This window comes from Sphingobium sp. B11D3D, assembly GCF_025961755.1.
Classification (GTDB): domain Bacteria; phylum Pseudomonadota; class Alphaproteobacteria; order Sphingomonadales; family Sphingomonadaceae; genus Sphingobium.
Genome location: NZ_JAOQOG010000001.1, coordinates 1,797,780 through 1,823,821 on the forward strand (window position 1 = coordinate 1,797,780; position 26,042 = coordinate 1,823,821).

Sequence of the window (26,042 nt, forward strand, 5' to 3'; positions counted from 1 at the left end):
GTTAGCGGGTCAGCTTCTTGTAAGCGAGGCGCGTCGGCCGATCCGCCGCGTCGCCCATGCGGCGGCGCTTGTCTTCCTCATAGGCCTCGAAATTGCCTTCGAACCATTCGACATGGCTGTTGCCCTCGAAAGCGAGGATGTGAGTCGCCAGGCGGTCGAGGAAGAAGCGGTCGTGGCTGATGACCACGGCGCAGCCGGCGAAGTTCTCAAGCGCGTCTTCCAGAGCGCGCAGCGTCTCGACGTCGAGATCGTTGGTCGGTTCGTCGAGCAGGAGGACGTTGCCACCCTCCTTGAGCATCTTGGCCATGTGGACGCGGTTGCGCTCACCGCCTGAGAGCTGGCCGACCTTCTTCTGCTGGTCGGGGCCCTTGAAGTTGAAGGCCCCGACATAGGCGCGCGTCTGCAACTCATGCTTGCCGATGGTCATCAGATCATGGCCACCGGAGATTTCTTCCCAGACGTTATGATTCGGATCGAGCGCATCGCGGCTCTGGTCGACATAGCCCAGGCGCACGGTCGGCCCGACTTCGATGCTGCCCGAATCGGGCTGTTCCTGCCCGGTGATGAGCCGGAACAGCGTAGATTTACCCGCGCCGTTCGGGCCGATCACGCCCACAATGCCGCCCGGCGGCAGCGTGAAGGAGAGATCATCGAACAGCAGCTTGTCGCCATAGGATTTGGTGAGGTTCTTGGCCTCGATCACCTTGCCGCCAAGGCGCTCGGGCGTCTGGATGACGATCTGGGCCTTGCCGGGTGCGCGATTCTCCTGCTTCTCGACCAGCTCGTCGAACGCCCGGATACGCGCCTTGCTCTTGGTCTGGCGCGCCTTGGGCGACTGCCGGATCCACTCCAGCTCCTCCTTGATCGCCTTCTGCCGACCGGCATCCTCGCGCTCTTCCTGCGCCATGCGCTTTGCCTTGGCGTCCAGCCAGCTCGAATAATTGCCCTCGAACGGGATGCCCCGACCGCGGTCCAGCTCCAGCACCCAGCCGACGACGTTGTCCAGGAAGTAGCGGTCGTGGGTAACGAGAATCACGTTGCCGGTGTAATTGATCAGGTGCTGCTCCAGCCACTGGACGCTCTCGGCATCGAGGTGGTTGGTCGGTTCGTCGAGCAGCAGGATGTCCGGCTTTTCCAGCAGCAGACGGCACAGAGCGATACGGCGCTTTTCACCGCCCGAGAGATTGTCGACGCTCCAGTCGCCCGGCGGGCAGCGCAACGCCTCCATGGCGATCTCCAGCTGATTGTCGAGCGTCCAGCCGTCGACCGCGTCGATCTTTTCCTGAAGCTCGCCCATCTCCGTCATCAGCGCGTCGAAATCGCAGTCTTCCGGCGGATCGCCCATGATCGCGCTGATCTCGTTGAACCGGTCGACTAGATCGGCGACAGGCCGCACGCCGTCCTTCACATTTTCGATCACCGTCTTGTCGGGATCGAGCTGCGGCTCCTGCGGCAGATAGCCGACGCGAATCCCCTCGGCGGCCCACGCCTCGCCCGTGTAATCATTGTCGATGCCGGCCATCACCTTCATCAGCGTCGATTTACCGGCGCCGTTGACGCCGATGATCGCGATCTTCGTTCCCGGCAGGAACTGAAGGTGGATGTTATTGAAAAGCGGCTTGTTTGCGCCGGGGAAGGTCTTGGTCAGACCCTTCATGACAAAGCTGTACTGGACGGCCATCGGGAAACGGTCCTCTTGAGCGGAATGGAGTGTCTTTGAATTGGCGCCCGGTTAGCTTACGGCGGGTCCATTGGCAAATCCCGGGTTGTCCCGCTCCGCCGCTCTTCGCGCCATCATTATCAAAGCGCTGTCCCACACGAAAAACCGTCCCTTATTGCCAAGCACTTTGGTTGATAAGGCTATTGATTTCCCTGCGGCATGCGTTAATTGGGCCGCTCGTGCCCTTTGCTGTGCACGACCTTTGCTATGGGAGCCTAATAATATGAAGAAGTTTGCTGTGGCCGGCGCCGCGATCGCGCTCATGAGCCTTGCAGCGTGCGGCGAGAAGCCGGCTGCTGAGACCAACAACGTCTCCAACGAGCTGGTTGTGAACGAGCTGGACGCCGCTGCCAACGCTGCTGACAATGCTGCGAACGCGATGGACAACCTCGCCAACGTCTCGAACAACGCGGCGAACGCAGCAGAGTAATCTGCGACTGCGCTTCTGCGCATTGTTCAAGGGCGGCGTCGATCATCGGCGCCGCCTTTACATTTGGTGGTACGGTCGCCGGCTCTGCCGTTTGGATCGTGCCTGCCAGTTACAGGCACCGGTGATCTTCGTTCGATCATCCTTGCGCCTCCACCCGGCACATCCGGGATCGGCGCGGCCTTTGTGCTTGCATCAAGGGCAAAGCGAAAGCTAAGGCCCGCCCTGGATCGGGGAGTAGCGCAGCCTGGTAGCGCATCTGCTTTGGGAGCAGAGGGTCGCAGGTTCGAATCCTGTCTCCCCGACCACTTTTCCCTTATTTTCTGAATAGTGTGATCGGCATTGCCACGGCCGAGCCGGGCGGTCGCTCTGCCTTTGCGGCAAGCGCAAGGCGCAGCAACGTCCGCTCTTCGATGGATGGTGGGCCCGGCAGGACTCGAACCCGCAACCTAGCCGTTATGAGCGGCCAGCTCTAACCATTGAGCTACAGGCCCCATTCTCCACCGCAGCGCATGGCGCCGGCTCTGGGCGCGTTAGCTTGCGGCGCTCCCGCTTGGCAAGTCTTGATGCATGGTGGCGAGCGGAGCGAACAGGAGTCGGATCAACCGTTATGGCCCTGCTCGCGATAGGCCTCGGGCGCGGTCGGCAGCACGATGCCGAACGCCTGTGCCGTGATGGCGAACTCCCCGCCGAGATGGCGGACGATTCCCCGCACCAGTTTGAGGGCGAACGCAAGCCCGAGTGGCGGCGTGTCGCCATAGAGGCGCTGCTCCACCACATAACCCTGTTCGAGAAAGGCGCGCGCCTCGATGCCGCGCAAAGCGGTCGGGCGACTCATCGTCAGGCTCACGGAGGCCCGCTCTGGCGCCGGGCAGACGCACAGGACAAGCTGTTCGCCCGCAGCCAGTCCGGCATGGCCGATGCGGATCAGGTGATTCAACATGCGTTCGATCTGGTTGCGGTCGCCATGCACAAGGCTGGAACCGCTCTCGACCGAGAGATTGACGGCCTGGCCAAAGCCGGCCGCGTCCACCACCCTGTGAAGGGCAGCGGTCAGATCGACATCATCCTGCTGGGCAGAGAGGTCTCCCCGCTCCAGTCGGCTCGCCGCGTCGAGATCGTCGAAGGTCGTCAACAATGCGCGCGCATCCGCCAGGATGGCGCGGGCGATGTCGCGATAGACCTCGGGGACCGGACCGAGGATCTGCGCCTCGATCATTTCGCCATAGCCCTGCACGGCGTTCAACGGCGTGCGCAACTCATGGATCAGTTGCCGCGTGCTGGTGGCGGAGAGCGTGGTGCCCTCGTCGCTCGACTGCGTCTCGAGGGGGCGCACCGGCGCCTCGAACCGCCGCTCACGCCGGGCAATGCCGGTATAGCCTCGGAAGCGACCGCTCTGCCGGTCAAAATGCGGTTCGCCGGAGATGCGCCATTCGCCCGCCAGCGCACCGTCCTGCAAGGTCAGGCGGCTATTCTCGAATGCGGCGCGGTGCCGAAATGCCCCAAGCGTGGCGCCATCCACTCCATGGCTGACATCCACGCCCGGCGTCGCAATGCTCAGGCCAATGATCGCCTCGGGAAATGCGCCGTCGGTCAGGCGGACGAGGCCCGAAGCATCGGTCTCGAACTGAAAGCTGTCGACATCGGCGTCCGGCGTATTCTGGACCCGAGACTCTGCCTGGACCGCATCCGGCACCGGGTCAGCGGCGCCGGCCGCCTTGAACGGGTTCGCCTTCTTAAACCGCTCGATCTGCGCAACGAGACGGCCGATCTGGCTTGCCTCGTCTGTGCTGCCCGATCGATCAAGCTCGTCGGTCCCAGCGACCCGGTCCGCACTCAACGTCTCTGCTTCCGCCTGCCGAACCTCGGCCGCCGGCAGCGACAGATCGACTTCGCCGAAGCGTCGTAACGCGGCCATTGCGGCATCCGGCAGATCCGGACGGCGACGCAGAACGCTGCGCGCCAACGGACCCAGATGGGGTATGATCGCGGCCCAGTCTTCGCCGGTTAGCCGGACCGACTTCATCATTGCCACGACAACCGAAGGATGGTCGCCCGCCAGCCATTGCACCAGCGTGGGCGAGCGGAGTCTGGACCCAAGCTCCACGACGGACGCGATGCGGCCTTCCAGGCTCACCTTCGGCCGGGCCTCCTGCAGGATGGTCAGGATGGTGTGCGCCTCGTCCGGTGAAAGCTTCTGGGTTTCCGCGCCGGAGACATCATATTGGGCAAGCAGATCCATGCACTGGCGCCAGCGCGTCACGGCGGCACCTGTGCCCTCGCCGCCATTGGCCAGCACCGTCCGCAGAAGATCGTTGAAACGCATTCAGTTGGCCCCTGTAACGGAACCGCGTGTACTGATGGTAAACCGACCCGCCTAGCGTTAAAAAATGGGACGTTGCATTGTGGGACAATTACGTTGCAGCGACATTATATGTCTGCAAGAACATCTACCGTGAAAGGAAATGTCCTCTATGCCCGGTAGTTCGCTGGATGAGACCGACGTCAAATTGCTCGACCTGCTTCAGGAGGATGGCCGCCTGACCAATGTCGAGCTGGCACGGCGCGTCGGTCTGACCGCCCCGCCCTGTCTGCGCCGGGTGAAAAGCCTGGAGGATCGCGGCTTCATCGCCTCCTACCACGCCCATCTCGATCCGGTCGCCTTGGGCTACACGACGACAGTGTTCGCCATGGTCAGCCTGAAAAGTCAGGCGGAAGAGGATTTGCAGGCATTCGAGGCCCATGTCGCGGCGCTGCCGGAGGTCCGCGAATGCCACATGCTGAACGGCGAGATCGATTTCATCCTCAAGGTGGTGGCGCAGGACCTGCGCAGCTTTCAGCAGTTCCTCACCTCGCAGCTGACGCAAGCGCCCAATGTGGCCAGCGTGAAGACGTCGTTGACGATCCGCACGTCCAAGAACCTGCCAGGGGTGCCGGTCGGCCGCTGAGCCCGGGCGTGGCTGAGGGCTGAGGCAGTCCGTCCAACGCCCAATAAAAATGCCGGCGACAGAGCCGCCGGCATTCTAACTTTTTTCAATCGAACCGCAGGGGTTCAGGCGTTGGAGCTGTTCAGCCAAACCGTCCAGAGGTCGGCGGTCCGCTTGCGCACGCCGGTGCCGCTGACCTTGCCGAATGCCTCCAGAGCACCGGCCTTGTCGCCCGACCGAGCGAGCGCGATGCCGAGGCGTGTGTTCACCTCGTCCGCGTCCACGCCGCCCTTCTGCAGCGCGAGGCGATACAGGGTCACGGCCTTGGCATTGTCGCCATAGCTCATGAAGGCGCTGGCGGTGTTGGCGGCGGGCTTGCCAGTAGCGGCGGACGCGGCGCTCTTCTCAGAGGTTGCAAGCGACGCGCGATCCTGCGTGATCCCGCTGGTCGCGACCTGATAGAGGTCGGACAGCGTGGTGCCGCTCAGAACGCCGCTGGAGCGACCCTGATCGATCACTGCCTTGACCTCGCCGGGCAGGCCGAGGCGATTGGCCGCCTCTGCATATTCATTGTAGTTATAGGCGCTCTTGAGCGACTTGGTGGCCGCCATCAGACGCATGATGTCGATGCTCTCGTCGCGGGTCGCATTGGGATATTCGTCCTGCAACATCCGCAGCACCAGCGCCCAGTTGTCCGGGGTGCCGCTGACCGGCAGTGCCAGCTTGGTCCAGTCGGAGAGGGTCGGCGACTTGGCGAACACCGCCATGCTCAGGCCCTTGTTGTACCAGCTTGCATCGACAGGCTGGCCGGATGCCTTCTGCAGTTCGATCGCGCGCTTGAGGTGCGGCAGGCCCTGCTCCACCTTCGCCTTGCCGGCATCGGTGAACTGGTTGTTGACGATCTGGTCCTGCGCCTCGTTGAAATAGGTGTTGGCGATCAGCACGTCGGGCGTGGGGCCGCCGTAACCGCCGTCGATGGCCGACTGGAAGTGAGTGCGGGCCTGATCATATTGCTTGGCGTTGAAGGCGAACTGGCCGACGAAATAGTGGAACTTCGCCACTTCGGTCGCCGGCGTCATGCCGGAGTCGATCATCGTCTCCAGAGCCTGGCGCTGGATGGCCTCATCCTTCTGGTTGATGCCGACCTGTAGCAGCAGGCTGCCGAAGAAGTAGCGATCGTCGGGCTTGGTCGCCGTGGACTGGATCTCGTCCAGTTTCGCCTTTGCGCCCGCAAAATCCTGCTTCTTGACCAGCTCCTGGGCTTCGACCGCTCCCTTCTGGAAGCCGCGGCTCAGCGAAATCTTGGGTGCCGAACTCTGTTCGGCCTGCTTGCCATCCCGGTTCTGCGCCGATGCGGGAGCCGTTGCAAAGGCGCCCGCCGCAAACGCGGCCAGGGTGATCGTAAGAGCAGTGGTATTGAACAGACGCATCAAATATTCCTCCAGAACTAAGATCTCGGCCCCCAAGTCGCGGATCCCGCTGACTTCATGGCCCTGCACTGCAGGATCACGCGTGAACGGGAATTGAATGTCGCTATAACCACCGTTCCCGGGCTTGTCATGAGGGCGCGACGCCGGTTGGCACGGGAAATCCGCAAGCCGTCGCGCTCCCGCCCCCATTCGGCTTCGACCGGTTCGAGACAGCGTGCAATTTTGCCCTTTTCTCTGGCCTTTTCTGCAGTCGCGGGCTAGTCACACCGCTTCGAGTTCCCACCACGTAATCATAAGAGAAAACGCTTGAGCGACGAGACAATCCTCGCCGAACCCTCGGATATCAGCCCGATCAACATCGTCGATGAGATGAAGTCGAGCTATCTCGACTACGCCATGTCGGTGATCGTGTCCCGCGCGCTGCCGGATGTGCGCGACGGGCTGAAGCCCGTGCATCGCCGCATCCTGTTCGGCGCCCACGAAATGGGCTTCACTTATAACAAGCCCTACCGCAAATCGGCCCGCATCGTCGGCGACGTGATGGGTAAATATCACCCGCACGGTGACAGCTCGATCTACGACGCATTGGCGCGCATGACGCAGGACTGGTCGATGCGCGTGCCGCTCATCGACGGTCAGGGCAACTTCGGCTCGATGGACCCGGATTCGCCGGCGGCCATGCGCTACACCGAGGCGCGCCTCGCCAAGGTCGCCAACGCACTGCTCGACGATCTCGACAAGAATACGGTCGATTTCCTGCCGAACTATGATGGCAGCGAGAGCGAGCCGCAGGTGCTTCCTGCCCGCTTCCCGAACCTGCTGGTCAACGGTGCCGGCGGCATCGCGGTCGGCATGGCCACCAATATTCCGCCGCACAATCTCGGCGAAGTGCTGCGCGCCTGCAAGGCGTACATGGATAACGGGGCGATCTCTGCCGAGGAGCTGATGGAAATCGTGCCGGGCCCGGACTTCCCGACCGGCGCGCTCATCCTGGGCCAGTCTGGCGCCCGCTCGGCCTATACGACCGGGCGCGGATCGATCATCATGCGCTCGCGCCATATCATCGAGACTCTGCGCGGGGACCGCCAACAGATCGTCCTCACCGAAATTCCGTTCCAGGTCGGCAAGGCCGGTCTCGTCGAAAAGATCGCCGAGGCGGCCAAGGACAAGCGGATTGAGGGCATCTCGGACATTCGCGATGAATCCAACCGCGAGGGCGTTCGCGTCGTCATCGAGCTGAAGCGCGATGCCACGGCGGATGTGGTGCTCAATCAGCTGTGGCGGCACACGCCCGCCCAGTCGAGCTTCCCCGCCAATATGCTCGCCATCCGTGGCGGGCGGCCCGAGTTGCTGACGCTGCGCGACATCATCGAGGCCTTCGTGCGCTTCCGTGAGGAAGTGATCACCCGCCGGACCAAGTTCGAGCTGGCGAAGGCACGGGACCGCGCGCACATCTTGCTCGGCCTCGTCATTGCAGTCAGCAATCTCGATGAAGTCGTGCGCATGATCCGCGGGGCGAGCAGCCCGGCGGCGGCCCGCGAGGCGCTGCTGGCGCGCGCTTGGCCGATCGGGGACATCGCGCCCTATCTCAAGCTGGTCGAGGCCGCGGATGATGAGCCCTCGGGCAGCGTCTATCATCTGTCGGACGCGCAGGTTCGCGCCATTCTCGATCTGCGCCTGCACCGGCTGACGGCGCTTGGCCGCGACGAGATCGGCAACGAGCTCAAGGGGCTGGCCGATGCGATTGCTGGCTATCTCGAGATCCTCGCCAGCCGCGTTCGCCTGTTCGAGGTGATGCGCGCAGAGTTCGACGCGATCGAAGCTGAATTCGCCACGCCGCGCCGCTCCACCCTCGCCCCCGCTGCCGACGGCATCGAGGATGAGGATTTGATCGAGCGCGAAGACATGGTCGTGACCGTGACCATGTCCGGTTACATCAAGCGCACGCCGCTCGATACCTTCCGCGCCCAGAACCGCGGCGGCAAGGGCCGCGCCGGCATGGCGACGAAGGAAGAGGATGTCGTCACCGAGCTGTTCGTGACCTCCACGCACACGCCGGTGCTGTTCTTCTCGACGCTGGGCAAGGTCTATCGCCTCAAGGTCTGGCGCTTGCCGGAAGGCGGGCCGGCCACACGCGGACGTCCGATGGTCAACCTCCTGCCGCTGGCCGAGGGCGAGACCATCCAGACGGTGCTGCCGCTGCCGGAAGACGAGAATGAATGGGCGCAGCTCCATGTCATGTTCGCCACCGCCAAGGGTAGTGTGCGCCGCAACAGCATGGATGCGTTCGCGAATATCCCCTCGAACGGCAAGATCGCGATGAAGTTTGAGGGTGAGGACGCCGACGACCGCCTGATCGGCGTCGCGCTCCTCAGCGAAGAAGATGACGTGCTACTGGCCTCCCGCCAGGGCAAGGCGATCCGCTTCCGCGGCGATGATGTGCGCGAGTTCCAGAGCCGCAACTCCACCGGTGTGCGCGGCATGACGCTGAAGGAAGGCGACGAGGTCATCTCGCTCTCCGTGCTCCAGCGTGCCGGTATTCAGGACATGGAAGAGCGCGAGGAGTATCTGCGCTTCGCTCCATGGAAGGGCGAGAAGGAGGGCGAGCCGAAGATGGCCGCCGACCGTTTCGAGGCCCTGCGCGCCCGCGAGCAGTTCATCCTGACCGTCTGCGCCAATGGCTATGGCAAGCTCTCCTCAGCCTTCGAGTATCGCCGCACCGGGCGTGGTGGCCAGGGCATCACCAACATCGACAATATCGAGCGTAACGGCCCGGTCGTGGCGAGCTTCCCGGCGACCCGCGAGCATCAGCTCATGCTGGTGACCGATCAGGCCAAGCTCATCCGCATGGGGCTCAGCAGCTTGCGCGTGATCGGCCGTGGTTCTGCGGGCGTGCGCCTGTTCGACGTGGCGCAGAACGAGCATGTCGTGAGTGCCGCGCGGATTGAGGAAAGCACGGACGAGGTCGAGGCGGACATGCCGACGGCCGAGGGCGAGGCCTCCGACACCGCGGAATGAGGAACAGGCCCGTCAGCGTTGCCTTGAGCGCGCTGGCGGGCGGTTCATGATCAGACCCAGCGCCGCTCGAACCGCTGGCCCAGTCCGGTCAACAACTCATATTGAGACAGACCGGTGTGCGCTGAGGCGGTGGGCAGATCATAGTCCACCTCCAGCCAGTCCCCTTCCTCCAGATCCGGTGCCGCGCTGACATCGACGGCGATCAGATCCATGGAGACGCGCCCCAGCAGCGGCAGCCGCTCTCCGCCATGGAGCATCGCCCCTCCCCCGGCAAAAGCGCGCAGATAGCCGTCTGCATAGCCAAGATTGACGATCGCCGCCTCAACGGGCGCCTTCGCGGTGAAGGTCGCGCCATAGCCCACTGTTTCGCCAGCTTCGACCCGGCGACGCTGGAGGATCTGCGCATGGGGACGCACGACCGGGCGGATATGGCCGGTCGCAGTTGGCGTCGGCAGGCCGCCATAGAGCGCGAGCCCGGGCCTGGTCAGATCGAAAGCGTAATCGCTCCCAAGCAAAATGCCTGCGCTGTTGGCCAGACTGTAGCGCCGTGCCGGCACCTGCTGCCGCACGGCCTCGAAGCGCGCGCACTGCACCGCGTTCAGATCGGACATTTCATCGGCGCAGGCAAGGTGGCTGCAGAGTGTCTCGATCTCCAGCCCATCCAGCACGCCAGCGCCAAGTTCATCGGGGCGTAGGCCCAGCCTGTTCATGCCGGTATCGATCATGACATCGCACGGGCCGCCGCCTGCAGCTTTCCATCGGGCGACTTGCGCGGCGCTGTTCAGCACCGGTCTTGCCGGTGCTGTCAGCGCAAAAGCCAAATCTTCCGCGCGCACCCCGTGCAACACACTGAGCGATGCGCCTTCCAGCAATGGCAGCAGAGCCGCCGCTTCCTGCCATGTCGCGACGAAAAAATCCCGGCACCCGGCGGCCAGCAGATGCTGCAGAACCTCGGTCGCGCCCAAGCCGTAGCCATTGGCCTTAAGGGCTGCCCCGCAGGCTGCCGCCCCACTCTGCCCTGCCAGCCAGCGCCAATTGGCGATCAGCGCGTCACGATCCAGATGCAGGGCCAGCGGCGATGAGGGACAGTCGATCATGTGGGCGGGGTAGCGCGCTCGCCCCTGCCCGTCGAGAGCAATCCGGCCACCCGCGCCCTGCTGGAGGGCGCGAGTGACATCGGGTCAGAACGCCTTGCGGACCGTCAGCGAGACAAACCGGCCGAGCGGGTTTGCCACAGTCGAGTCATAGACCTGGTTGTTGGCGATCGCCGCAAAGGGCGGTGCGGCGTCGAACAGGTTCAGCGCACTCAGCGAGAAGGACAGGCCGCTCAGCACGCCATCCGCCTTGGGCACGTCGTAGGTCAGCGTCAGATCGACCGTCGTGTAGGAGTCGACCGACTGCGATGGCGCGATGGTGCCCACCGTGTTGGTGTAGGCATTGGTATAGTTCACGAACATCGTGGCGCCGAAATTCTCGCCCCGCCACCCGAGATTGGCGCGGCCCCGGAACCGCAGCGGGAAGTTGGCCAGGTTCAGTCGGTCGACCGTCGGTGAGGTCGGGCCGGTCGCTCGCCCATAGCTGAGCAGATAGGTGCCCGAGACCCCGATATTGGCCGATCCGCCACCCAAATCGAACGCATAGTTGGCCAGGAAATCCAGCCCGTCCATCTTGATGCGCCCGACATTGTTGCGGCGCGCGTCGACAATGGCATCGACATCCGAGGCTGCAATGATCGCCGGCGGCGCCCAGGGCAGATCGTAAATCGCGTTCACCTGCGCGACGGTCGGGTTGAAGGTCACGAACGGCGCATAGGCTGGGTCAGTGAAGACCTGCACGCTGAACACCGGCGCCGTTTCGATGACGTCCTTATAATCGATGTTGAAGTAGTCCAGTGACGCGGTGAAGCCGCTGCTTGGCGGGGTGAACTTCACGCCAACCGACCAGGTCGTGGCCTTCTCAGGCTTGAGATCGGCATTGCCGCCGACATATTCGATCACATTGCCGAACGGCCCGAAATTGGGGATCGAAAACACCGTCGCCGTACTGGCGGGGTTGGTATCGGACAGCGTCGGCGCCCGGAATGAGGTGCCGTAGCTGGCATGAGCCGAGACGCCCGGCACCGGATCGTAGCGAATGCCGAACTTCGGATTGGTCGTACCGCCGACATCACTATAGTGATCGTAGCGGCCGGCAATGTTGAGTTCGAGCCGATCAATGCCCGGCATGGGATTGGCCGCACCGACCAGCGGCACGTTCACCTCCGCAAAGGCCGACCAGACGTCGCGAGAGCTGGCCGTATCGCCAAAGAGGTTGATCTGCGAGAGCGACGGCCCGTTGATATTCTCGGCGGCGGTGTTGCGGTAATAATCATGGTGGAACTCGCCGCCCACCGCCATGCGCACCGCGCCGCCGCCGATGTTGAACAGCGCACCGTCCGTCTTCACGTTGACGAGGTCGACGGTGTAGAGGCCGGTCACGTCGAAGAAGGCGACAAGGCGGTCGATCTGATCACGACTGTTTTGACCCGTCCCGTAGACGTTCAAGGCCGTCGCGGGGTTGGAATCGGCCAGCGCGGCGGAGAGCAAAGCCGTGTTCAGGAAACCGTCCGTCTTGGCGCCGCCTTCCGTGGCGCCATGGGAGCCGTAAATGGAAAGCTGCCAGTTGCCATCCAGCGAATAATCGAACCCGGTCGCCAGCTGGTAGGAGCTTTCGTAGATGTTGCCCTGGATCGGCCCATATTCGTTAAAGGCATATTCGACGATCTGCGAGGTCTGCCCCGGCGCGAACTCGATGAAATAGGGATTGCTGCTCGGTACGGGCGTCGCGGCGCCCAGCGTCAGAGACCCCGCGCGCTGGTTCAGGGTCCGCTTGGAGTAAAAGCCGCTGGCCCACATCTTGAGCGCAGGCGTCAGTTCCTGATCGAGGCGGCCAATGACGCTCCAGCGCTTGAGCTGCGGCAGAAGATCATTGTTCACATAGCTTTGCTGGAAGTTGGGCGTGGTCGAGAGGTTGGCAGGCGTCAGATTCTCACCGCTGCCACCCGGAAGTCCGTAGCGGGTGAGGGTCGCGGGATCGATCACATTGCCCGGCGAGCTGGTGAAGGCGCAGTTGTTCAACCCGCCAAAAGCACGCTGATCGCACTGGAACAGCTCCGCGCGATCTTCCTGGCGCAGGCGGCTGTGGTAATAATAGTCGCCGGCAATCATCACCGAGCCGGTGTCCCACTTCTTACCGAGAATGGCATTGCCCTGCCATTCGTCATAGCCATCAGCGAAGCCGTAACGCGCGCTGGCCTCTAGCCCGTCAAAGTTGCGGCGCAGGATCAGGTTGGCGACGCCCGCGACAGCATCCGAGCCGTAAGTGGCCGAAGCGCCGTCCGCCACGATGTCGATCCGTTCGAGCGCAATGGCCGGGATCACCGAGGCATCGAAGAGCTGGCCGGCAACACCGCCCGGAGGTGCGCGGCGCCCATCGAGCAAGGTGAGCGTCGCCTGCGTGCCGAGGCCGCGCAGGTTAACGCCATTGGCGCGGGTGCTATTGAGCGTCGCGCTGTTGACGTTGGTGCCCAGCGTGGCTTCGCCTGGCCCCAAGGCGGAGACCTGCGGAATGGTCTTGAGGATATCCGATGTCGTGGCCAGCCCCGTGTCGCGGATTTCTTGCTGGCCGACCGCAATCACCGAGGAACCCACCGGCGCAACGCCGCGCAACTGGGTGCCGGTCACCACAATGTCGGCGGTATTCGCGGCATCATCCTCGGACTGACTGGTCTGCGCGGTGCCCGTCTGAGCGCTGACACTCTGCGACGCAACAAGCGCGGCAAACGACACGAAGCCAAGCGCAGATGCGCGCCGGAAGCCATTTTTGGCCATGATCCTCCCCAATATGACAGCGCGATCGGCCCTACTGTCGATCGTCAATATCGGCTTACGAAAATGAATACACTTTGTCTAAACATTTTTGCAATCGATTGCTCAGACAAATGCAACTGCTTTAGATTAGGTCGGATTCTGCTGGTCGATCACCATCGTTCGCTTGCCCCCCACAGACAAGTCTCATTTAACCGATGGTTAATGCGTGGCAAACATTTGTTAACCGGAAAAGAAAATGGCCCGCCAGCAACGCCGACGGGCCAATCTCTCAAAATAGGAGGCCGTGCGCCTCCCCTCTGTCTTAATTGATCAGAACAGACCTTCGATCTGACCCTTGTCGTCCAGACGGATGAAGTCCGCCGACGGTGTCTTGGGCAGGCCGGGCATGCGCATGATGTCGCCGCACACCGCGACGATGAACTCGGCGCCTGCCGACAGGATCACGTCGCGCACCGGCACGACATGGTTGGTCGGCGCACCACGCAGGCTCGGGTCGGTCGAGAAGCTGTACTGCGTCTTGGCCATGCAGACCGGCAGATGGCCATAGCCATCGGCTTCCCAGCCCTTGAGCTTGTTGCGCACGCTGCTGTCGGCCGTCACTTCGCTGGCGCGGTAGATGCGCTTAGCGATCGTGTCGATCTTGTCGAACAGCGAGAGGCCGTCCTCGTAGATCGGTGCGAAGTTGGACGAACCGCCCTCGGCCAGGGCGACAACCTTGCGGGCCAACTCTTCGGTGCCCTTGGAGCCATTGGCCCAGTGGCTGCACTCCACCGCCTCGGCGCCAGCGGCTTCCGCGATCTCCTGAACGACAGCCATTTCCTCGGCCGTGTCGGTGACGAACTGGTTGATCGCCACGACCACGGGCACGCCGAACTGACGGACGTTCTCGATGTGACGGGCAAGATTGACGCCGCCCTTGCGCACCGCGTCCGGGTTCGCCGTGCCAAGATCGGCCTTGTCGACGCCGCCGTGCATCTTGAGCGCGCGGATAGTGGCCACGATGACGGCCGCGGAGGGCTTCAGGCCGGCCTTGCGGCACTTGATGTCGAAGAATTTCTCGGCGCCAAGGTCAGCACCAAAGCCGGCTTCGGTCACCACATAGTCGGCGATCTTGAGCGCCGTCTTGGTGGCGAGCACCGAGTTGCAGCCATGCGCGATGTTCGCGAACGGACCGCCGTGGATCAGCACGGGGTTGTTCTCGAGCGTCTGCACGATGTTGGGCTGCAGCGCGTCCTTGAGAAGAACGGTCATCGCGCCCGAGGCGTTAAGCTCGCGGGCCAACACGGCCTTGCGGTCGCGCGTGTAGCCGGCGTGGATGTTGCCGAGGCGACGCTCCAGATCCTTGAGGTCCGAAGCAAGGCAGAGGATCGCCATAACTTCCGACGCCACGGTGATGTCGAAGCCGTCCTCGCGGGGGTAGCCATTGGACACGCCACCGAGCGAGTTGACGATCGAACGCAGCGCGCGGTCGTTCATGTCCAGCACGCGACGCCATGCGATACGACGCGGATCGAGGCCGAGCTTGTTGCCCCAGTAGATGTGGTTGTCGATCAGCGCGGCGAGCAGGTTGTTCGCCGAGGTAATGGCATGGAAGTCGCCGGTGAAGTGGAGGTTGATGTCCTCCATCGGCACGACCTGCGCATAACCGCCGCCGGCGGCTCCGCCCTTGACGCCGAAGCACGGGCCGAGCGACGGCTCACGCAGCGCCGCAACCGTCTTCTTGCCGATGGCGTTCAGGCCGTCAGCAAGGCCGACCGTCGTCGTGGTCTTGCCCTCGCCTGCTGGCGTCGGGTTGATCGCGGTGACGAGGATGAGCTTGCCATCCTGATTGCCCTGGACGCTGTTGATGAAGTCCCAGGACAGCTTCGCCTTGTAAGGGCCGTAGTTCAGCAGCGCGTCCTGCGGGATGCCGACCTTTGCGCCGACCTCGGCGATGTTCTGCATCTTCGCTTCGCGTGCGATTTCGATGTCGGAGCCTTGAGCCATGATTCTCCTAGCCTTTCCATGATACGGCCCGGAACGGGCCGACCGTCTTTGTCTGGAATTAATTGAGCGGCAGCGGACGCCGGAGCGTCAGATGCCCTGCTTGCCCTTGAAGTTCACGATCCACTCATTGGTCTTCACCAGACCGCCGAACGGATAGAAATGCAGGTGGACCTTGCCATGCTCCTCGCCCAGCGCGGGGACGAGATCGGCGATCACCGGATCGGGACCGGCGCTGCCGATCAGGCTGGTGATCGAAAGGCCATATTTCTTGACGACCTTGGCGGAAGTGCCAACGCCGCAGCGCGCGGCAAAGCGGAGCAGCGTCTTGATCGAGGCCGGGCCGGCAAGGCCGATGCGCACGGGGCCGTCAATGCCCTCGGCGCGGATCTGCTTGAGCCAGTCGAGCACCGGATCGGCATCGAAACCGAACTGGGTCATGATCGAATAGTCGATCCCCTGCTCCTTGAGCGAGGCGACCTTGTCATGCATCGCCTTGACGAGCTTTTCGTTGGTGATGTCCGGGTGACCTTCGGGATAGCCGGAAATGCCGACATGCTGGATGCCATATTCCTTGAGCGTGCCCGAGGAGATCACGGCCAGCGCGTCGTCATAGGGCCCGAGCGGCTCGGAAGGATCGCCGGCGATCACGAACACATGCTTGAGGTCGATCTGCGCGGCGAGCATGTCGAGGAAGCGGTTGAGGTCTTCCTTCACCAGCAGGCGCCGTGCGGAAATGTGCGGAACCGGCTTGAAACCGAGATCCTGAATGGCCCGAGCCGCGCGGACGCGATCCTCGAACTCGGCACCCGGCAAGAAGGTGCAGGAAATGAGCGTACCCTGCGGGATCATGTGCGCGGCATTCTGCAGCGCTTCCACGTCCTTGGGCGTGATTTCGAGCGAGTAGTCTTCAAACAGCCGCGCCAGTGCGGTCTTGTCCAGGGTTGCCGTAGCCATGAAAAGTCCTCGCCTCGATTGGGGCTTATAGTGTCTTCGGAAGGTCGTCGGGGCGACCACCCCGGAGGATGGCCGCCCGCAACGGATCAGGATCAGGCGTCGACGCGAGCGCTGCGCCAGCCGCCTTCGTACGTCTCGCGCGCGGTCACCGAATAGGGAACCGGGCTCACGACGGCACGAACAGCGATCTGCTTGTGCGGCTCGACGGTGGACTTGCGCGTGCCGCCATTTTCCTCGCCCCACAGGACCGTCAGCTCGGTGCCGACGGGGATCTCGTGGTCGATCGTCGCGAGCGAAAGCGCGCGCTTCTCGTTGTACGAGTAGCCGGTGAACATCGAGATGCCGACCGTGTTGCCAGCGGCGTCGAGGACGGCGTCGGCATTGGTGTTGGCATAGTTGGCCAGCGGCAGGTCGAAGAACTTGTAGTGCGAGTCGGCGTCGGCATCGAACAGCGAACCATAGATCTTCGCCATGTCGTCGCCGTTCCAGGCCAGCGTGACCTTCTTGCGCTGCGTTGAAGCGTCGAGGGCTTCGAGCGCTTCGCGGCCGATGAAGTCGTGGTCGAACTTCACGAACGGACCGTAACCGATCTCATAAGGATTGGTGTAGTAATCCTCGATGTTGTTCGAGACGAACGAACCGCCGATCGCGCCGGTGGCTTCGTAGCTCTTGGCCGGCAGCCACTCACGATAGGCCTTCAGCTTCTCGCCGGTGTAGATGGCCGGCAGCGGGCTCGGGATCCAGCCGGATTCCAGCGTGTTCGAGGGATAAGCGCGCGAACCGACCTGCACCAGGCCGAGATCCTTGCCAGCCTCGACGATGGCGCCGCGGATGTCTTCCATCTCTTCGTACGGACCCCAGATTTCGAGACCCGGCGCACCGGCCATGCCGTGACGGAGCGTGCGCACCGAGCGGCCAGCGATGTTCATCGTGGACATGTTGAAGAAGCGGAGCTGCTCGAGCTTGCCGCCGTGCAGCTTCTCGATCACGTCCCAGGCGTTCGGACCCTGGATCTGGAAGCGCCAGTAGCTGCGGTTGACGGGCTTGCCCATCGGACGCGAAGGTGACCGGTCGTCATAGACGATCTCGACGTCGTAGCCGCCGGTCTCGGCATGGTACTGCAGCCAGTTGGCAGCCGGCGCGCGGCCGACATAGCAGAACACTTCGGGCTCTTCCCAGAAGATGATGCCGTCGCCGATGACGTGGCCATAAGGCGTCACGGGCACATACTGCTTGGCCTTGTTGACTTCCCAGCCCTTGGGCGAGTTGATCATCGTGTCGGTCAGGAGCTTGAGCGCGTCCTTACCCTTGATGAACAGGTTGACCATGTGGTGCGACTGATCGAACAGCACGGCAGCGTTGCGCCAGGCCCACTGCTCGGAGCGCCAGTTGGAGAATTCCGGAGCAACGACCGGATACACATAGGCGCCGATCTGGCTGTTGCGCAGCATTTCCACCGGATTGCCGGCGGCGTTGAGCACTTGCTCAAGATTGGTAGGGTTGGACATCAGAGAGCCTCTCCATTTGGATCGCGAGAAACAAGGGTCTGCGTTCGACGAGAACGTCGAATCGATGGACGGGCGGAACATACGAAATTTTGTATGTTACACAAACGAAAAATTGGAAGGCCGCCCAGACCCTCCGGCGCAGAAATTAGCGAATTGATAGGGATTTATCACCTCGCAATGGCGTCAAAAAAATGCACGTTCATGCTGCACCAGCGAACCAGTTTCCGGCCCCATCGTAGCGGGTTCCCACGGATCGCCGGTTCATGCCATTTCCACGGCGTGGGGTATCATGTCTAGCCATGTTGCTGCGCAATATGATTGAGGTCGCGCGGGGCCTAAACCGGCTCACAGGAAGGGCCGGATGGGGTCGCGGCCATCCCAATCCTGCGTCTGCTCCCAAAAGGTGGTGAAGCCGGCATCCATGCCCCCCGTTGCCGGAATCAGCTCGACGAAGCCCGGCGCGCCCGGCCCGCCCTCGAAGAACGCGACAGAGCCACCAGTCGGAACCGGCGCCCGCTGGACCAATGTTTCCCCACGCGCGATCCGGCGCGCCACCTCGTCCTCGATGTCCTCGCGCGCGACGCCAAAGTGATGGAAGCCATAGCCCACGCGATCGATCGTCTCCTTGTAGACCGACGGATGGTCGTCCAAAGGCTGGATCAGCTCGATATTGGTCGAGCCGGCAAAGCTCATCGCGATGGCGCTGCTGCTCTTGCACGTCTCGCCGCGATAGACATGATCCGGCCCCCCGAAGCTCGGCAGGACGAACCAGGGACCGACGCCCGTGCGCTCGATCCACCAGTCGATCGCCTGATGGATGTCGCGGACCACATAGGCCATCTGGCAGATGGTGCCGATGTCGCCGCCGAAGCCAAATTTCCTGGTCATCCGTCTCTCCTCTTCATTCTTGTTCTGCGATGGTCGCCAGAGCACCCGCGAGGGTTTCCGGCATGGAAATGAACGGGCTGTGGTCGCTCTCGAGCGTGGTGACGCTGCGGCAAGGCAGCACCGCCTGCATCGCGCGTTGCACGTCCAATGGAAAGGTCTGGTCCTCCGCGCACTCGATGTAATGGCGCGGTACGCGGCCAAAGCGAGCCGCAGTGAGGCGCAGCGCTGTCCCGAATGGCCTGACCGGCTCATCGATAAGCCGCGCGACCGATTGCCGCTGGTCCTCAGGACTGCAAAGCTGATAGAAGAATTCCGCCGCCTCCGCTGGGTCGAACCGCAAGCCAAGACCCCCATGGACCGGGCTGAGCGCGGCGCCGAAGCGGCCCGTCTCCATCGAGCGCCCGATCATGTCATAAAGGCTTTGCCCGTCTGGGATGAGCGCGCCGCTGATATAGACCAGCGCCGCGAACGCCTCCGGCGCCAGCTCGGCGGCCTGGCTTGCGATGATGCCGCCGCGGCTATGGGCGCACAGGATCACCGGCTCAGCCTGGCGGCGGGCCTCCCCAACGATAAACTGCGCCCAGCCCTCCAACGAGACCTGCGCCATGGCGCGCGCATCGCCACCGGCACCCGGTAGGTCGGGCGTAAGCATGCTGTGTCCGGCCCGCTCCAGCGGCGCACGCAGCCGTTCGAAGCACGACCCGCCATGCCAGGCGCCGGGTATGAACATGAAGCGGGCCACGCGATCTCAGCGAACGTCGATCACCACCTTGCTGAAATGTTCCGAACCGCTGCCATGCGCAAAGGCCGCCTTGGCATCCTCGAACGTATAACGGGCGCCGATGACCGGCTTGATGCCGTTGACGTCAATTGCCGCAGCCAGTCGTCGCGCCATGCCGCGCGAGCCGACGAAAATACCCCGCAGCGTGCCGCCGACGAACATCAGGCCTGATGGGTTAGGCCCGCCAACGGGATTGAGCACGCCGATCAGTGCAACTTCGCCATTGTGGCGCAGTGCGGCCATGCTTTGCTGCACCGTGCCGGCACCGCCGACCTCGACCACCTTGTCGACGCCGCCCATCGTGGTGGAGACATGCTGACCCCAGTCCTCGATCTCGCGATAGTTGATGAGATGATCGGCCCCCAGCGCCTTGGCGCGCTCCAGCTTGGCGTCGCTGGAGGAGGTAATGATGACCTCGCAGCCCGCTGCCTTGGCGAGTTGCAAGGCGAGGATCGAAACCCCGCCGGTGCCAAGCAGCAGCACGCGTTCGCCGGGTTTGACCGGCCGTGGGCCTTCGAACAGCGCGTTCCAGGCCGTCACACCGGCGCAGGGCAGGCAAGCCGCCTCGGCATAGCTAAGCGACTTGGCAACGGGAACCACGCCCTGCTCCGGCAGAACGACCACTTCGGCGAGCATCCCGTCGGCGCCCGCGGCACCGAGCGCAAGGCCAGCAGCCGGATTGGGCGGGCCATCGTCCCAGCTCTGGAAGAAGGTGCCGGCCACCCGGTCGCCAGGCTTGAACTGCGTCACGCCCGCACCCACGGCAATGACTTCGCCCGCCCCGTCAGACAAGGGAATGGTGGGGTTGGGCACCGGACCGCCGAGATAGCGCCCGAGCACCACCGCCTGATCGCGATAGTTGAGCGAACAGGCATGAACCCGGATCGCCACCTGGCCGGGGCCGGGCGCGGGCTGATCGCGCTCGACCAGATGAAGATCGTCGATCGAGGTGGCCCCCGCCGCCAGTTGCCATGCACGCATCGTCAAACTCCTTCACTCATCTCAATTCACTGTGTCGCCGGCTACAGCGCCTAGCGGTCGCCAGACCAGGTCCGCAGGCCCGGCGCGGTGCGGTCTTCGCTGGCCAGCGCCTCGGCGACGGCCGGGCGCGCCTTCACCCGCTCGCGCCAATCGACGATCCGCGGATAGTTGGTCGCAACATCCAGCTCCGGGAACATCCGCTCCACCATCGCGCCACAATGGCTGAAGAAATTGATGTCCGCCGTCGTGTACATCTCGCCGGCCAGCCAGGGCGTCTCACCAAGCTGCGCCTCGATCTTGCGCAGCGCATAGATGATCTTGTCGGTCGCATTGGCGAGGTCCGCCTCGGAAAAGCCAGAACGCGCGGTCGCCCATTTCTTGCGTTGATCGGGCAGCGGAATATGTTCGAGCAACTTCTCGAACTCGCCATTCTCGATGTTGCGGGCAATCACGCCGACGAGCCGGTGCCAGCCATGCATGGAGACATAGTTCATGACATGCTCGTCGACAAACTTGTTCCAGTAGCGCACCTTGGTCTTGCCGAGCGGATCGTAGGGCATCAGCGGGACTTCGGGAAAGACGTCTTCCAGATACTCGTTGATGACGGTCGTGTGGGTGATCACGGCGCCATTATGGAGCAGCACCGGCACCTGCCCTTCCGGGTTGATCGCCTTGAACCAGTCCGAATGCTGCTCGAACTTGTGGAGATCGACGTAGATCGACTCATAAGCCAGCCCCTTCTCCTTCAAGGGGATCATCGACTTGAGGGAATTGGCCAGTGGCTCGGCGTGGTAATATTTGAGCGTCATCCTGAGGGTTCCTTAAACTTCGAGCGTATCGAGCACGCCGCCATCGACTGCCCAGTTCTGCGCCGTCACATGACTGGCAGCCGGTGAAAGGAGGAAGCAGGCGACCTCCGCCAGTTCATCGGCGCTGCCCATCCGGCGCTGGGGCACGCGCTGATTGATGCGCGCGGCTTGCTCGGGCGGGATCAGGTCAAAGGCCGGCGTTTCGATGAAGCCGGGGACGATGCAGTTGCACCGCACACCCTGCGGCGCCAGTTCGACGGCGATGGCGCGCGAGAGCCCAAGTACGCCATGTTTGGACGCGACATAAGCCGGGTTCATCGCCATGCCGCGCTTGCTGGCCATCGATCCGGTGACGAGGATGCTGCCCTCGCCCGCTTCCACCATTCCCGGCGCGAGCGCCTGGATCGCCCAGAAGACGCTGGTGAGGTTGACACGGATCACCTCGTCGAACAGCTCGGGCGAATAGGCCAGCGCCGGCGCGAAGTTGCCCGCGAGCCCGGCATTGGCGAACAACCCATAAGCCGGCCCGAAATGCCCCACGGCCTCTGCCAGCGCGGCTTCAAGCGCGGCTTTGTCACCGACATCGGCGGCGAAGGCAGCGGCATGATCGCCAATGGCCCGGGCCTGATCGGCCAGCGCGTCCTTGCGCCGCGCGAGCATGGAAACCCTCGCGCCACGGGCGGCGAGCATCCGCGCCGTCGCCAGTCCTATGCCGCTGGATGCGCCCGTGACGATCACATGCCGCCCCGCAAAGTCTGTCATGGCCTCTCTCCTCTCCCTGCGCACCGTCTAGCGCGGCGCGATGATCTCGATCCACGGCCCCAGGCCCGGGCTGCTCCCGGCCTTCGCCGCGTCGGCAGGATCCCATATCTGCGTCATCAGCGCCCGCGCTTGTTCCTCGGCGACGCCCAGCACATCCCGGCGGTAGCGATAGACGAAGGCCGAAACGCGCCAGTTCATGATGCAGTGGATATGCACCGGCGCGTCATCGGCCTCCAGCGCCGCGACGAACGCCTGATAGTGATCTTCGGTCGGTGCATCGAAGGGGATGGGGATATGCGTGTAACGCAGCCCTGCCCCGGCCATCTCCGCGGCTTCATTCGGCAGGGCCTCCGGGTGACTATCCAGCGCGAGATTGATGACATGGCGCACGCCAATCTCGGCAAGGCGCGCAGGATCGCCCGACTGAAGTCGCCCGGACGTCGTGATCCGCGCATCGACGCGCAGAAAGTTCCGGATGTCGTCCGGGTCCGCCATGTCCCTCGACCGATCTCGCCCCCTCCCCGGCTGAGAAGGGGGCGCTCATTTGTGAGTTAGAGGGCGATGATGACCGACTTCAGCTCGGTATAGGCCTCGACGCCCTGACGGCCCTGCTCGCGGCCAAGGCCGCTTTCCTTATAACCACCGAACGGCAGCGCGGGGTCGATCATCGAGTGGCAATTGCCCCAGATCGTGCCGGCCTTCAGCTTCGCGGCCAGCTTGTGCATGGCTGAGAGATCCTTGGTCCAGATGCCCGCCGCAAGGCCGAAGCTCGTATCGTTCGCCTGCCGCGCGACTTCATCCAGATCATCGAAGCGCTGGGCCACGACGACGGGGCCGAATATCTCCTCGCGCACCACCCGCATGTCCGGCTTCACGTCGACGAGCACGGTCGGGTTGACATAATAGCCACCCTCGCTGGCCGGCGCATCGCCGCCGACGGCGACAGAGGCGCCCGCCTTCTTGCCGTCCTCGATATAGCCCATCACCCGTTGCATCTGCTCGTCGCTGACCAGCGGCCCCATATGCGCATCGGGATCGAGGCTGGCGCGCGGCTGCCAGAATGCGGAGGCTTCCACGAAGTTCTCCAGCACGCTGTCAAACACGCTCTTGTGCGCATAAAGCCGTGAGCCGGCCACGCAGACCTGGCCGGAATTGAAAAAGATCGCCTGCGCCGTGCCGGGGCCGACAACCTTGGGGTCGACGTCCGGCAGCACGATCACCGGCGACTTGCCGCCCAGCTCCAGCGTGACGCGTTTGAGGCTGTCCGTCGCGGTGCGGTTGATGATCTTGCCCACTTCCGTCGAGCCGGTGAACGCGACCTTGTCGACATCGGGGTGCCGCACGAGCCGATCGCCAGCGGTGTGGCCATTGCCGGTGATGATGTTCACCACGCCGGCCGGAATGCCGGCCTCGGCAATGAAGTCCGCAAGGCGCAGCGCGGTGAGCGACGTCTGCTCGGCGGGCTTGAGCACCACGGTGCAGCCGGCGGCCAGCGCCGGGCTGATCTTCAGCACAGCCATCAGCAGCGGGAAGTTCCACGGCACGATCTGCGCAGCGACGCCGATCGGCTCGCGGCGGACATAGCTGTGGAAGGCACCCCGCGGTGCCGACATGGGCTCGATCATCTCGCCGCCCAGCTTGGTTGCCCAGCCTGCCATATAATGCATCATGCCGATGGCGCCGGGCACGTCGATGGCACCGGCCATGCCCTTTGGCTTGCCATTGTCGATGGCTTCCAGCTCGGCCAGTTCATCGGCATGGGCGCCCAGGATATCGGCGAGCTTACGCATCATCGTCTCGCGAACGATGGGCGGCAGGTCGGACCAGCGGCCATCGTCGAAAGCGCGGCGCGCGGCTGCCACGGCGCGATCGACGTCGGCATCACTCGCATCGACAAACCGGCTGATTTCCTTGCCGGAGCTGGGATCGATCACGCCCAGCGTCTCGCCGCCGGTGGAATCCACCCACTGCCCGTCAATAAACAGCTGCGGCTTGCGGGCGAGCGCCTTCTTGGCCGCTTCCGAATAGGGGAATTGCTCGAGCTTCACGTTGCTCATCTGGTTCATTCATCCAGCTCCTCTGTGAACCCGGCTCAGCGTGCCGGGCATATCATCTGCCCAAAGCGCTCCGACGCTTCTTGGCGGCGAAGGAACGCGCATGACCCAAATCATCGATCTCGACGACAGGTTTAGGACAAAGTCATGATGAGAGTCGATGGGGTGATTGCGGGAGGCTGGCGAAAACCGTAATCGCCGCCATTCATGCCGGGCGAACGCATCTAATAGGTCAGCTCACGGCCGTCTGATTGGTGTCAGACGGCCCCTGTGGCTGCGATCAGATCTGATTGGTCCGCGCGAACCGGGCGATATGTTCAGCCGCGCGGAAGGCCAGGGCCTCGATCGTCTGCGTGGGCTGACCGCGCCCGGACGTCACCATGCTCGACCCATCGCACAGGAACAGGTTCCGCACGTCATGGGTCCGGTGATATTTGTCGATGACCGACGTCTCCGGGTTATTCCCCATGCGGCAGGTGCCGAGCAGGTGGACGCCGCCGCGCCCTTCGCCCACTTCACTGCGGACGACCTGCGTCGCGCCGGCGGCATCCATGATCTCCACTGCCCGATCGGCCTGCCAGTTCGCATGCTTGGTGTCGTCAGGGTGATCCTTGTACGTCACCCGGATCGCCGGAATGCCCCACTCGTCCTTGAGTTCGGGGTCGATATCGACGCGGTTGGTCTCCTGCGCCAGCGACGTGCCGTGGCCCGAGCAGTTCATCCAATAGGTATAGGATTCCAGATATTCCTTGAATCCCGGCCCCCATGTCGGCGTGCCCTTGGGAACGCTCTGCCCCCAGGTGAGCGGGCCGCCCGAGCGCGCGTCGAACCCGCCGCCACCGTAGAAACCGCGCTTCTCGTCGGCGTCATAGAAATCGTGCAAGATGCGGGTGACGTTCGCGCCCTTATATTCGTTGAGCGGCTGATCGAACCGGGCCATCGCCCCGCCGCCCTTGTTGCACATTAGATAGCGTCCGACCTTGCCGCTGGAGTTGGCCAGCCCATCCGGGAAGGCATTGGTCGCGGAGTTGAGCAGCAGCCGCGGCGTCTCCGCACCATTGGCGCACACCACCACGGCGCGGGCATTCTGGAACTGCTCCTTACGATCCTTGTCGAAATAATGGACGCCGGTGGCGCGCCCGGCATCGTTCATGCCGATGCGGAACACGTAGCTCTCCGAGCGGATCTCGCAATTGCCGGTTGCCTCGGCCTCGGGGATCACCGTCCAGACCGAGGAGGACTTGGCCATCACCTCGCAGCCAAAGCCGCCGCACAGACCGCATTGCGCGCAAGGCGGCCGATCCTTGTAGATCACGGAATTGATCGCCAGCGGCGCCGGGAACGGATGCAGGCCGAGCTTGCGCGCCCCGCGCTCGAACAGCACGCCGGAAGATTTCACCGGCAGCGGCGGCATGGGATAAGGCTTGCTGCGCGGCGGGTCGAACGGGCTGGCACCGGCGAGACCGGACACCCCGACTTCCCATTCCACCATCGTGTAATAGGGTTCGAGTTCGGCATAGGTGATCGGCCAGTCGACCAGATCGGCGCCGGGAATGGAGCCCCACCGGCTGCCTTCGATAAAATCGATCTCGTGCAGTCGCCAGAAATTGGCGTTGAAATGCGCGCTGCTGCCGCCGACCACGCGGGCATAGGTCAGCGCATTCCGCTCCATGCGCTGCGCCGCCTTGCTCGGGTCGCTACGGAAGGTTTGCGGATTGGCCGTCGGGCTGTTGGTGATGCCGGACAGGTGCCGGTACTTCAGTTCGTCATGCTCGAACTCGTAGGCCTCCAGCCGAGGCCCCTGCTCCATCACCACGACGCTGTTGCCGGCGCGCGCCAGTTCCCGCGCCATGATGCCGCCCGAAGCGCCCGAGCCGACGACAATGAAATCGACTGTTTCGCTGGTCTTGTATGTCTTGCGATCCATG

At 63.5% G+C, this 26,042-nt stretch carries 19 protein-coding genes and 2 tRNA genes; 4 read left to right on the forward strand and 17 right to left on the reverse strand.

What is annotated here, in order from left to right:
* Position 1 precedes the first annotated feature (1 nt).
* On the reverse strand, positions 2 to 1,681 hold the full coding sequence (gene ettA, locus M2334_RS08480; protein WP_264572842.1) for an energy-dependent translational throttle protein EttA: 1,680 nt from the start codon (positions 1,679 to 1,681) through the stop codon (positions 2 to 4).
* Positions 1,682 to 1,943: 262 nt separating this feature from the next.
* Here ettA and M2334_RS08485 point away from each other — a divergent pair, with 262 nt between their 5' ends.
* Positions 1,944 to 2,150 (forward strand): hypothetical protein, encoded by a 207-nt coding sequence (locus tag M2334_RS08485; RefSeq protein WP_181559675.1) that lies wholly within the window; start codon positions 1,944 to 1,946, stop codon positions 2,148 to 2,150.
* 228 nt (positions 2,151 to 2,378) lie between these two features.
* Positions 2,379 to 2,455 (forward strand) — tRNA-Pro (locus M2334_RS08490).
* A gap of 110 nt (positions 2,456 to 2,565) precedes the next feature.
* On the opposite strand, the gene M2334_RS08495 is transcribed toward M2334_RS08490, so the two are convergent.
* Both M2334_RS08495 and M2334_RS08500 read right to left on the reverse strand, forming a co-directional pair.
* A tRNA-Ile gene (locus tag M2334_RS08495) sits at positions 2,566 to 2,641 on the reverse strand.
* 107 nt (positions 2,642 to 2,748) lie between these two features.
* Positions 2,749 to 4,473 (reverse strand): histidine kinase dimerization/phospho-acceptor domain-containing protein, encoded by a 1,725-nt coding sequence (locus M2334_RS08500; protein WP_264605207.1) that lies wholly within the window; start codon positions 4,471 to 4,473, stop codon positions 2,749 to 2,751.
* Positions 4,474 to 4,621: 148 nt separating this feature from the next.
* On the opposite strand from M2334_RS08500, the gene M2334_RS08505 reads away from it, so the two are divergent.
* On the forward strand, positions 4,622 to 5,095 hold the full coding sequence (locus tag M2334_RS08505) for an Lrp/AsnC family transcriptional regulator (protein WP_181559673.1): 474 nt from the start codon (positions 4,622 to 4,624) through the stop codon (positions 5,093 to 5,095).
* A 104-nt stretch (positions 5,096 to 5,199) separates the two neighbouring features.
* Here M2334_RS08505 and M2334_RS08510 read toward each other — a convergent pair whose 3' ends face one another.
* The gene (locus tag M2334_RS08510) at positions 5,200 to 6,504 is read right to left on the reverse strand and encodes a hypothetical protein (RefSeq protein ID WP_264605208.1); all 1,305 of its coding nucleotides are present in this window, start codon (positions 6,502 to 6,504) and stop codon (positions 5,200 to 5,202) included.
* Positions 6,505 to 6,810: 306 nt separating this feature from the next.
* On the opposite strand from M2334_RS08510, the gene gyrA reads away from it, so the two are divergent.
* Positions 6,811 to 9,522 carry a DNA gyrase subunit A gene (gyrA, locus tag M2334_RS08515; RefSeq protein ID WP_264605209.1) on the forward strand — a complete coding sequence of 904 codons (2,712 nt, stop codon included), beginning with the start codon at positions 6,811 to 6,813 and terminating at the stop codon, positions 9,520 to 9,522.
* Between the two features lie 50 nt (positions 9,523 to 9,572).
* Here gyrA and alr read toward each other — a convergent pair whose 3' ends face one another.
* From alr to M2334_RS08580, 13 genes are all read right to left on the reverse strand, one after another.
* On the reverse strand, positions 9,573 to 10,619 hold the full coding sequence (gene alr / locus M2334_RS08520; RefSeq protein WP_264605210.1) for an alanine racemase: 1,047 nt from the start codon (positions 10,617 to 10,619) through the stop codon (positions 9,573 to 9,575).
* 84 nt (positions 10,620 to 10,703) lie between these two features.
* Positions 10,704 to 13,391 (reverse strand): TonB-dependent receptor plug domain-containing protein, encoded by a 2,688-nt coding sequence (locus tag M2334_RS08525; protein ID WP_264605211.1) that lies wholly within the window; start codon positions 13,389 to 13,391, stop codon positions 10,704 to 10,706.
* A gap of 309 nt (positions 13,392 to 13,700) precedes the next feature.
* A complete protein-coding gene (locus M2334_RS08530) occupies positions 13,701 to 15,377 on the reverse strand; it encodes a formate--tetrahydrofolate ligase (RefSeq protein ID WP_181559667.1) in 1,677 nt (558 codons plus the stop codon).
* 87 nt (positions 15,378 to 15,464) lie between these two features.
* Positions 15,465 to 16,331, reverse strand: coding sequence for a methylenetetrahydrofolate reductase (locus M2334_RS08535; protein WP_264570305.1), 867 nt, complete (start codon positions 16,329 to 16,331; stop codon positions 15,465 to 15,467).
* Positions 16,332 to 16,423: 92 nt separating this feature from the next.
* Positions 16,424 to 17,839 (reverse strand): vanillate/3-O-methylgallate O-demethylase, encoded by a 1,416-nt coding sequence (gene ligM, locus M2334_RS08540; protein ID WP_181559665.1) that lies wholly within the window; start codon positions 17,837 to 17,839, stop codon positions 16,424 to 16,426.
* 345 nt (positions 17,840 to 18,184) lie between these two features.
* Positions 18,185 to 18,727, reverse strand: a complete 543-nt coding sequence (locus tag M2334_RS08545) for a VOC family protein (protein ID WP_264570304.1) — start codon at positions 18,725 to 18,727, stop codon at positions 18,185 to 18,187.
* Between the two features lie 13 nt (positions 18,728 to 18,740).
* Positions 18,741 to 19,457 carry an alpha/beta fold hydrolase gene (locus M2334_RS08550; RefSeq protein WP_264605212.1) on the reverse strand — a complete coding sequence of 239 codons (717 nt, stop codon included), beginning with the start codon at positions 19,455 to 19,457 and terminating at the stop codon, positions 18,741 to 18,743.
* An 18-nt stretch (positions 19,458 to 19,475) separates the two neighbouring features.
* Positions 19,476 to 20,489, reverse strand: coding sequence for a zinc-dependent alcohol dehydrogenase family protein (locus tag M2334_RS08555; RefSeq protein ID WP_264605213.1), 1,014 nt, complete (start codon positions 20,487 to 20,489; stop codon positions 19,476 to 19,478).
* Between the two features lie 50 nt (positions 20,490 to 20,539).
* Positions 20,540 to 21,298, reverse strand: coding sequence for a glutathione S-transferase family protein (locus M2334_RS08560; RefSeq protein WP_264605214.1), 759 nt, complete (start codon positions 21,296 to 21,298; stop codon positions 20,540 to 20,542).
* A 12-nt stretch (positions 21,299 to 21,310) separates the two neighbouring features.
* Positions 21,311 to 22,060, reverse strand: coding sequence for an SDR family NAD(P)-dependent oxidoreductase (locus M2334_RS08565; RefSeq protein WP_264605215.1), 750 nt, complete (start codon positions 22,058 to 22,060; stop codon positions 21,311 to 21,313).
* Between the two features lie 27 nt (positions 22,061 to 22,087).
* Positions 22,088 to 22,555 (reverse strand): protein tyrosine phosphatase family protein, encoded by a 468-nt coding sequence (locus M2334_RS08570; protein WP_264605216.1) that lies wholly within the window; start codon positions 22,553 to 22,555, stop codon positions 22,088 to 22,090.
* 56 nt (positions 22,556 to 22,611) lie between these two features.
* Positions 22,612 to 24,126 (reverse strand): aldehyde dehydrogenase family protein, encoded by a 1,515-nt coding sequence (locus M2334_RS08575; protein ID WP_181559658.1) that lies wholly within the window; start codon positions 24,124 to 24,126, stop codon positions 22,612 to 22,614.
* Between the two features lie 268 nt (positions 24,127 to 24,394).
* Positions 24,395 to 26,041 (reverse strand): GMC family oxidoreductase, encoded by a 1,647-nt coding sequence (locus tag M2334_RS08580; protein WP_264570298.1) that lies wholly within the window; start codon positions 26,039 to 26,041, stop codon positions 24,395 to 24,397.
* Between the last annotated feature and the right edge of the window lies 1 nt (position 26,042).